8 protein-coding genes are annotated in these 7,906 nt (G+C 70.2%); 1 reads left to right on the forward strand and 7 read right to left on the reverse strand.

Annotated elements, in window-relative coordinates; genetic code table 11:
- Positions 1 to 2: 2 nt before the first annotated feature.
- From BG418_RS12710 to BG418_RS12735, 6 genes are all read right to left on the reverse strand, one after another.
- On the reverse strand, positions 3 to 614 hold the full coding sequence (locus BG418_RS12710; RefSeq protein WP_188273914.1) for a helix-turn-helix domain-containing protein: 612 nt from the start codon (positions 612 to 614) through the stop codon (positions 3 to 5).
- 81 nt (positions 615 to 695) lie between these two features.
- The gene (locus tag BG418_RS12715) at positions 696 to 1,676 is read right to left on the reverse strand and encodes a glycine betaine ABC transporter substrate-binding protein (protein WP_188273915.1); all 981 of its coding nucleotides are present in this window, start codon (positions 1,674 to 1,676) and stop codon (positions 696 to 698) included.
- A complete protein-coding gene (locus tag BG418_RS12720; protein WP_188273916.1) occupies positions 1,676 to 2,512 on the reverse strand; it encodes an ABC transporter permease in 837 nt (278 codons plus the stop codon). Before BG418_RS12720 ends, BG418_RS12715 begins: the two co-directional genes overlap by 1 nt.
- Positions 2,509 to 3,786: a betaine/proline/choline family ABC transporter ATP-binding protein gene (locus tag BG418_RS12725; RefSeq protein ID WP_188273917.1), complete on the reverse strand. Its 1,278-nt coding sequence runs from the start codon at positions 3,784 to 3,786 to the stop codon at positions 2,509 to 2,511. Before BG418_RS12725 ends, BG418_RS12720 begins: the two co-directional genes overlap by 4 nt.
- Positions 3,779 to 4,426, reverse strand: coding sequence for an ABC transporter permease (locus tag BG418_RS12730; RefSeq protein ID WP_188273918.1), 648 nt, complete (start codon positions 4,424 to 4,426; stop codon positions 3,779 to 3,781). The genes BG418_RS12725 and BG418_RS12730 overlap by 8 nt, the downstream gene beginning before the upstream one ends.
- A 31-nt stretch (positions 4,427 to 4,457) precedes the next feature.
- Positions 4,458 to 4,937 (reverse strand): Lrp/AsnC family transcriptional regulator, encoded by a 480-nt coding sequence (locus BG418_RS12735; RefSeq protein WP_188273919.1) that lies wholly within the window; start codon positions 4,935 to 4,937, stop codon positions 4,458 to 4,460.
- Between the two features lie 121 nt (positions 4,938 to 5,058).
- On the opposite strand from BG418_RS12735, the gene hppD reads away from it, so the two are divergent.
- Positions 5,059 to 6,204 (forward strand): 4-hydroxyphenylpyruvate dioxygenase, encoded by a 1,146-nt coding sequence (hppD, locus tag BG418_RS12740; RefSeq protein ID WP_188273920.1) that lies wholly within the window; start codon positions 5,059 to 5,061, stop codon positions 6,202 to 6,204.
- A 342-nt stretch (positions 6,205 to 6,546) separates the two neighbouring features.
- On the opposite strand, the gene BG418_RS12745 is transcribed toward hppD, so the two are convergent.
- Positions 6,547 to 7,906 (reverse strand): lipopolysaccharide assembly protein LapB (locus BG418_RS12745; protein WP_188273921.1); only part of this gene is annotated, 1,360 nt, incomplete at its 5' end.

Here is a 7,906-nt window from a genome sequence, read left to right on the forward strand (position 1 = left end):
GGTCAGCGGCTCCTGCGCGGGAAGGCGTGGAGGTGGACGCGGACCTGGGCGGTGTCCTCCTCGTCGGCGTGCGGGAGGTCGTAGTAGCTCTCGACCAGCCGGTGCGCCTTCTCGGTCAGCTCGCGCAGCTGCTCGGCGGTGAGCCGCAGCGTGAAGTCGCTCAGGTCCGAGCTGAGGGTCCAGTCCTCGGACCAGTCCCGCGAGGTGCCCAGCCAGGTCGACAGCTCCTGGGTGTGGATGGTGGCGACCTCGTGCAGGAAGAGGTCGGCGGCGCCGCGCACCTCGGGGTCGGAGCTGGTGCGCAGGTCGTCGCGCATGCTGGTGCCGCCGTGCGCCGCCTTCCACCAGCGCTCGCGGCCCTTGCCGCGCTCGGGGTCGTCCTCGACGAAGCCATGGGCGGCGAGCTGGCGCAGGTGGTAGCTGGTGGCCCCGCTGGACTCGCCCAGTTTCTCGGCCAGTTGGGACGCGGTGGCGGGCCCGTCGTGCCGCAGCGTGCCGAGCAGGCGGATACGCAGGGGATGGGCCAGGCCGCGCAGCGCATGTGCGTCGAGCATGCGCTCGCGGGGCTGGGGGTCCGGGGAGTCGGGTGCGGACGCGGGTTCGGATTCCGTCATACCGGGACCGTAACCTTGCAAAGGAAGCGTTGCAAGGATTTCTTTGCAACCAATTCTTTGCGGGACCCGCTAGCGGGACCTTCACCCCTTCCGGATGAACCCCTGCTCCACCAGCCACTCCTTCGCCACGTCGTGCGGATCCCGGCCGTCCACGTCGACCTTGGCGTTGAGGTCCTGCGCCACCGCCGTCGTCAGTTTGGCGGCCACGGGGTTCAACAGGTCGGCGATCACCGGGTACTTGGCGAAGGTGGCGGCGTGCAGTTCCGGGGCCGCGTTGTAGTTGGGGAAGAAGTGGCGGTCGTCCGTGAGCACGTCCAGGTCCATCGCCTTGATGCGGCCGTCCGTCGTGAAGACCTCGCCGAACAGACAGGAGCTGGACTTCGACACCTGGGTGTAGATGATCCCGGCGTCCATCTTCTGGATGTTCCCGGCAGGGATCGACATCCCGTACGCCTTCTGCATGCCCGGCAGCCCGTCGTCCCGCGACGCGAACTCGTTCTCCACGCACACCGTCACCGCCGACGGATCCTTCTTCGCCAGCGCGGCCACGTCCGAGAGCGTCTTGAGCTGGTACTTCGCATTGTTCCGCTTGCTGATGGCAAGGGCGTACGTGTTGTTGAGCGAGGACTGGGGCAACCACGTGACGCCGTTGCGCACGTCCGCGTCCCGCACCGCCTGCCACTGCGCGTGCGGGTCGGTGATCGGCTTGCTGTTGCCGAGATACGTGATCCACGCGGTGCCCGTGTACTCGTACATCGCGTCCGCGTCGCCCTTGGTGATCGCCTCGCGCGCGCTGATCGAGCCGGGCAGGTTCGTACGGTCGACGACGTCCGCCCCGGCCGCCTTGAAGACCAGACCGGCCATCTGGCCGAGGATGATGTTCTCGCTGAAGTTCTTCGAAGTGACCGTCAGGGAGGCGCCCTTGAGGGGGTGGCCCTGGCCGATCGAGCCGGGCTTCACGTTGTCGACCATCGGCGACCCGCTCTTCAACCCGCACCCGGAGAGGGAGACGGCGAGCAGGGCGAGGATACCGGCCGCCCATCTCGTACGTACGTGACCCATCACCCCACCCCCAGTCCGCGCGGTGTCAGCGCCACCTCGGCCAGGGACGCCAGCCAGTCCACCAGGAGGGCGAGGGCGACGGTGAGGACCGAGCCGAGGACCAGGACCGGCATGCGCTGGGTCTGGATGCCCGAGGTGATCAGGTCGCCGAGACCCCCACCGCCGCCGAAGGTGGCGAGCGTGGCCGTGCCGACGTTGAGGACGAGCGCCGTGCGGACGCCCGCGAGGATCAGCGGGACGGCGAGCGGGAGTTCGACCCTGGCCAGGGTGCCGAGGGCGGACATCCCGATGCCGCGCGAGGCCTCCACCAGCTGCGGGTCGATCGCGCGCAGGCCCGCCACCGTGTTGGAGAGCACCGGCAGCACCGCGTAGATCACCATGCCGACGATCGCCGTCGACGGGCCGATCCCGAGCCAGATCACCAGCAGGGCCAGGAGTCCGATCGCCGGGGTCGCCTGGCCGATGTTGGCGACCGCCGTGACCAGCGGGGCGGCCCGGCTCAGGCGGCGTCGGGTCAGCGCGATGCCGAGCGGGATCGCGACGAGCAGCACCCAGAAGGTGGAGATCGCGGTCAGCTTCACGTGCTGCCAGAGCCGGAGTTGGACGTTGCCGTTGTCGAGGGAGTTCTTGGCGATCGAGTCCAGGTGGACGTTGGTGATCCACAGGAACGTGATCAGCAGGACCACGGCCAGGACCGCCGGCAGGAACATCAGCTTCTGCCAGGTGATCCGGCGGGGCGGGGGAGCGGGCGGCGGGGCCGGTTCCTCCTCCTCGTCACGGAAGGCGTGGCCCCGTACGTCGTGCTCGCCGGGCGGGCGTTCGGGTGCGGTGCTCATCCGTCCGCACCGCCGTCCGCCCCCTCCAGCTCCTGCTCGGTCAGATGGTGGCGGGTCTCCTCCAGGTCGTGCTGGTGCTCGATGGCGGCGAGCCGGTCGGCCTCCAGGAGTTCGTGCACGGAGTTCATCAGGGTCTCCATGTCGACGACGCCGATGTACTCGCCGCGCCGCCCGGTCACCGCCACCCGCCCGCCGGAGTCGATGAGCACCGCCTCCAGGGCGTCGTGCAGGGTCGCGTCCCGGGTCACCGTGTCGTGCACCAGCTGCCCGGCCCGCGCGAGCGAGCCCTTGGCGCGCATCAGGTCGCCGCGCCGCAGCCATTTGTACGGGCGCCCGCGCCGGTCCAGCATCAAGAGCTCGTTGTGCGGGCCGCTGCGCAGCTTGTTGAAGATCGACTGGAGCGGGTCGTCGACGGTGACGGTCGGCACGTCGGCCATCTCCACATCCCGTACGCGCGTGAGGTTCAGGCGCTTGAGCGCCGCGCCCGCCCCGACGAAGCCCGACACGAAGTCGTCGGCCGGGTTGGTGAGGATCGCCTCCGGGGTGTCGAACTGGGCGATGTGCGAACGCTCACGCAGTACGGCGATCCGATCACCCAGCTTGATCGCCTCGTCGAAGTCGTGCGTGACGAAGACGATGGTCTTGTGCAGCTCGTGCTGGAGCCGGATGAGTTCGTCCTGGAGGTGGTCCCGGGTGATCGGGTCCACCGCGCCGAACGGCTCGTCCATCAGGAGTACCGGCGGATCGGCGGCCAACGCCCTCGCCACGCCCACCCGTTGCTGCTGGCCGCCGGAGAGCTGGCGCGGATAGCGGCCGTGGAACTCGCGCGGGTCGAGCCCCACCAGGTCGAGCATCTCCTCCACCCGGTCCTTCACCTTCGACTTCGACCAGCCGACCATCTTCGGTACGAGCGCGATGTTCTCGGCGACCGTCATGTGCGGGAAGAGCCCGGAGGACTGGATGGCGTAGCCGACCTTGCGGCGCAGCTTCACCGGGTCGATGTCGGTGACGTCCTCGTCGTTGATCCGGATGCGACCGGACGACGGTTCGATCAGCCGATTGATCATCTTGAGCGTCGTGGACTTCCCGCACCCGGACGGGCCCACGAAGATCACGGTCTCGCCCGCCTTGATCTCCATGCTGACGTTGTCCACGGACGGGTTCGGGTTGCCCGGGTAGCGCTTGGTCAGGTTCTCCAGCTCGATGGAGGCGCCGGAGGTGGCGGCGGGGGTGGCGGCTGCGGTCTCGGCTGCGGTGTCGGACGGCTCAGGCACGGATCCCCCTCGGGATGGTCAGTCGGCCGATCAGGACGTACACGGCGTCGAAGAGCAGCGCGAGCACCACGATCCCGAGCGTGCCCGCGAGCACCTGGTTGATCGCGTTGGCACTGCCCAGCGAGGCGATGCCGCGGAAGATCTCGTTGCCGAGCCCGGGGCCCGAGGCGTACGCGGCGACCGCGGCGATGCCCATGAGCATCTGGGTCGACACCCTGATCCCGGTGAGGATCGGCGGCCAGGCCAGCGGGAGCTCGACCCGTACGAGCCGGGCGGGCCGGGACATGCCGATGCCCTTCGCCGCGTCGACCAGCGCGGGGTCGACCCCGCGCAGCCCGACGATCGCGTTGCGGACGATCGGCAGCAGCCCGTACAGCGTCAGCGAGATGACCGTGGGCGCCACACCCAGCCCCACCAGCGGGATCAGCAGACCGATCAGGGCGAGCGAGGGGATGGTGAGGACGGTCGAGGTGGAGGTGACGGCGAGGGTGCCCGCCCAGCCGCTGCGATACGTGAGCACGCCGATCAGGACCCCGAGCACGGTCGCGATCACCATGCACTGGAAGACGGCGCTGGCGTGCTGGAAGGCGTCGGTGAGCAGCTGCTGGTGGCGGCTGGACAGGTAGTCCCAGAAGCTCACGTGTGCTCACCTCACCTCGGCATCTGATACCTCAGCCCCTGACGGAGTCCTCCGCTGCCTGCTCCACCAGCGGGATGAACCGCAGCGGAACGGGGTTCTCCATGACGATCGCCGTGGAGGCCCGGACGATGCCATCAAAACCGACGACCCGGTCGATCACCCGCTGGAGATCGGCGTTGGAGCGGGCCACCAGGCGGCAGAGCATGTCGCCGTGGCCGGTGGTGGTGTGCAGTTCCAGGACCTCCGGCACGGTGGCCAAGTGCGCCCGTACGTCGGCGCCCTGGCCCTGTTTGATCTCCAGGGTCGCGAACGCGGTGACGGGGTAGCCGAGCGCCGCCGGGTCCACGTCCGGGCCGAATCCCCGGATGACTCCATTCGACTGAAGCCGGTCCAGCCGCGCCTGCACGGTGCCGCGCGCCACCCCGAGGCGCCGGGACGCCTCAAGGACCCCGATACGCGGCTCCCGCGCCAACAGCACGATGAGCCGCCCGTCCAGATGATCGATCGCCATGACGCCCTCCGGATGGTCATGATGTACAGAACGCCCGCTCATACTGGCCAGTCGCTGGGCAGTATGACCAGCGGATACACAAACTATTGCGCACCTTGCGGTACGGGGGGAGCCTGCCGCTATGACTGAGACCATCGATCACACCCCCGACACCGCCCGGCAGGCCGACCCCTTCCCGGTGAAGGGAATGGACGCGGTCGTCTTCGCGGTGGGCAACGCCAAGCAGGCCGCGCACTACTACTCGACCGCCTTCGGCATGAAGCTGGTCGCCTACTCCGGACCGGAGAACGGCACCCGCGAGACCGCGTCGTACGTCCTGACCAACGGCGCCGCCCGGTTCGTGTTCACCTCCGTCATCAAGGCGGCCACCGACCACGGCCGCTTCCTGGCCGACCACGTCGCCGAGCACGGTGACGGCGTCGTCGACCTGGCCATCGAGGTCCCGGACGCGCGCGCGGCGTACAAGTACGCCACCGAGCACGGCGCGACCGGCGTCACCGAGCCGTACGAGCTGAAGGACGAGCACGGCACGGTCGTGCTGGCCGCGATCGCCACGTACGGCAAGACCCGGCACACCCTGGTCGACCGGTCCGGCTACACCGGCCCGTACCTGCCCGGCTTCGTCGCGGCCGCCCCGATCGTCGAGCCCCCGGCCAAGCGCACCTTCCAGGCCATCGACCACTGCGTGGGCAACGTCGAGCTCGGCAGGATGAACGAGTGGGTGGCGTTCTACAACAAGGTCATGGGCTTCACGAACATGAAGGAGTTCGTGGGCGACGACATCGCGACGGAGTACTCGGCGCTGATGTCGAAGGTGGTGGCTGACGGGACCCTGAAGGTGAAGTTCCCGATCAACGAGCCCGCCATCGCCAAGAAGAAGTCCCAGATCGACGAGTACCTGGAGTTCTACGGCGGCGCCGGTGTCCAGCACATCGCGCTTGCCACGAACGACATCGTGGCGACCGTGCGCGCGATGCGCGCGGCGGGTGTCGCGTTCCTGGACACCCCGGACTCGTACTACGACACGCTGGGGGAGTGGGCGGGCGAGACGCGCGTGCCCGTCGAGACCCTGCGCGAGCTGAAGATCCTCGTCGACCGCGACGAGGACGGCTACCTCCTCCAGATCTTCACCAAGCCGGTCCAGGACCGCCCGACGGTCTTCTTCGAGATGATCGAACGCCATGGTTCGATGGGCTTCGGCAAGGGCAACTTCAAGGCGCTCTTCGAGGCGATCGAGCGGGAGCAGGAGAAGCGCGGCAACCTGTGAGCCGTAACTTGCCGTGTGCTTACGGCAGTTGAAGTACCGTCAAGACCCTGCGGCCCCCACGGACCTGACCCGTGGGGGCCGCAGCGCGTCGTGAGGGGCCCGGGGCGCCTGCGGGCCGGTTGCGCCTGCGGCGGGCGATTCCCCACCCCGCCCCTTCCCGAAAGCCTCCGGCGGGTGTCGTTTGTCTGCGGATCGTGCGTGGCTTGTCGCGCAGTTCCCCGCGCCCCTTAATGCGCCCGAAGGGCGCTCCTAGGGGCGCGGGGAACTGCGCGAGCAACCCAGCACGGTCCGCAGACGACCAGATCCCTCGGAGAGTTTCGGGAAGGGGCGGGGTGGGGGAATTCAGGGCTTGCGCCGGGACGGCTTGCCCGGGCCCGTCGCGGAGCCGGAGCTCGACCCCGACGAGGTGCTGGACGACCCCGACGGCGCGTCCGGTACCGACCCGTACATGTCCTTCGGCCCACCCTCCGGCAGATCCCCCATCGCCTCCAGAGCCTCGCGCGCCTTCGGAGCCGCCAGCGCCGAGAAGTACGGGTTGGTGCGCAGGGACTCGTCCAGGTCACGGCGGGCCGGCCCGGACTGGCCGAGGTCGCGTTCCATCAGGCCCCGGTGGTACGACGAGGCCGCCGTCCGCGCCCCCTTCTCCGCCGCCTTCTTGGCGAAGCCGAGCGCTTCCTCCACGTCCCCGGCCCGGTACAGCGCCCACCCCAGCGCGTCCGCGACCGCCGCGCTCGGCGCGCGCTTCCACTCGGCCCGCAGCCGTTCCACCGCCGCCTCCGGCGACCCGTGGTCGGTCTCGAAGCGGGCGAGGACGAGCGTGTCGCTCACCCCGTGCCCGTCGTCGGCGGCGGCCCGGACGCGCAGCCGCTCGTACTGGGCGCGGGCATCGGCGCCGAGCCCCTGCGACTCGTACAACTCACCCAGTTCCAGGATGTATTCGGGCTTCGGCAGCCGAGCCACCGCCGTCGCGTAGTCGTGCCGCGCCGCCGTGGCCCGGCCGAGCGCCAGCTCCGCGCGGGCCTTGCCGGCCAGTGCGGAGCCCGCACCCGGGTCCGTGCGCAGCGCCGCCTCGTACTGCGCCAGCGCCTCCGCGGGCTCGCCCCGGTCCCACGCCAGGTCGCCCAACTGCCGCAGGCAGTCCGCCTTCTGGACCGGCGACGAGGCGTACGCGGCGGCCTCGGACAGCGACGCGGCCGCGTCCTCCCGCCAGCCCCGCTCCCGGTACACCGCGCCCGCCTCGGCGAGCGCCAGCGAACCGCCGCGCAGATCGAGCAGCTGCTCCACCGACTTGCTCGCGGCCTTCAGATCGCCGACGCCCGTGTACGCCTCGATCAGCACCGGATACACCGCCCAGCGCTTCGGATTCTGCCGCTGCACCGCCTCGGCGAGCGTGCGCGCGCCCGCGTAGTCGTGCCGCGCGTTGGCGAGCGCGGCGAGGCCCGTCTGCGCGTCCAGATTGCCCTTCGCGGCCGTGCGCACCGCGAGCGAGCGGCGCAGCGCCCACTCGGCACGCGGGTAGTACGAGGAGTCCGCGCCCCGCAGCCCGCGCCCCAGGTAGGCGGAGCCGAGCACGGCCCAGGACGCGTCGTCGGCCGGATGGGTGCGCACCCACGCCCGCCGGTCCGCGATCAGCGCCGTCAGATCGGCGGCCGCGGCGGGCGCCCCCGCGCCCACGGCGGTGAGCGCCCGCGCGGCGGGCCCG

The organism is Streptomyces sp. CBMA152 (assembly GCF_014596475.1).
In the GTDB taxonomy this organism is placed as follows: domain Bacteria; phylum Actinomycetota; class Actinomycetes; order Streptomycetales; family Streptomycetaceae; genus Streptomyces.

Excerpts from the sequence above, each read along its gene's own strand:
- BG418_RS12720 (WP_188273916.1), bottom strand. The coding sequence starts at position 2,512 with ATGAGCACCGCACCCGAACGCCCGCCCGGCGAGCACGACGTACGGGGC.
- BG418_RS12710 (WP_188273914.1), bottom strand. The coding sequence starts at position 614 with ATGACGGAATCCGAACCCGCGTCCGCACCCGACTCCCCGGACCCCCAG.
- BG418_RS12735 (WP_188273919.1), bottom strand. The coding sequence starts at position 4,937 with ATGGCGATCGATCATCTGGACGGGCGGCTCATCGTGCTGTTGGCGCGG.
- hppD (WP_188273920.1), top strand. The coding sequence starts at position 5,059 with ATGACTGAGACCATCGATCACACCCCCGACACCGCCCGGCAGGCCGAC.
- BG418_RS12715 (WP_188273915.1), bottom strand. The coding sequence starts at position 1,676 with ATGGGTCACGTACGTACGAGATGGGCGGCCGGTATCCTCGCCCTGCTC.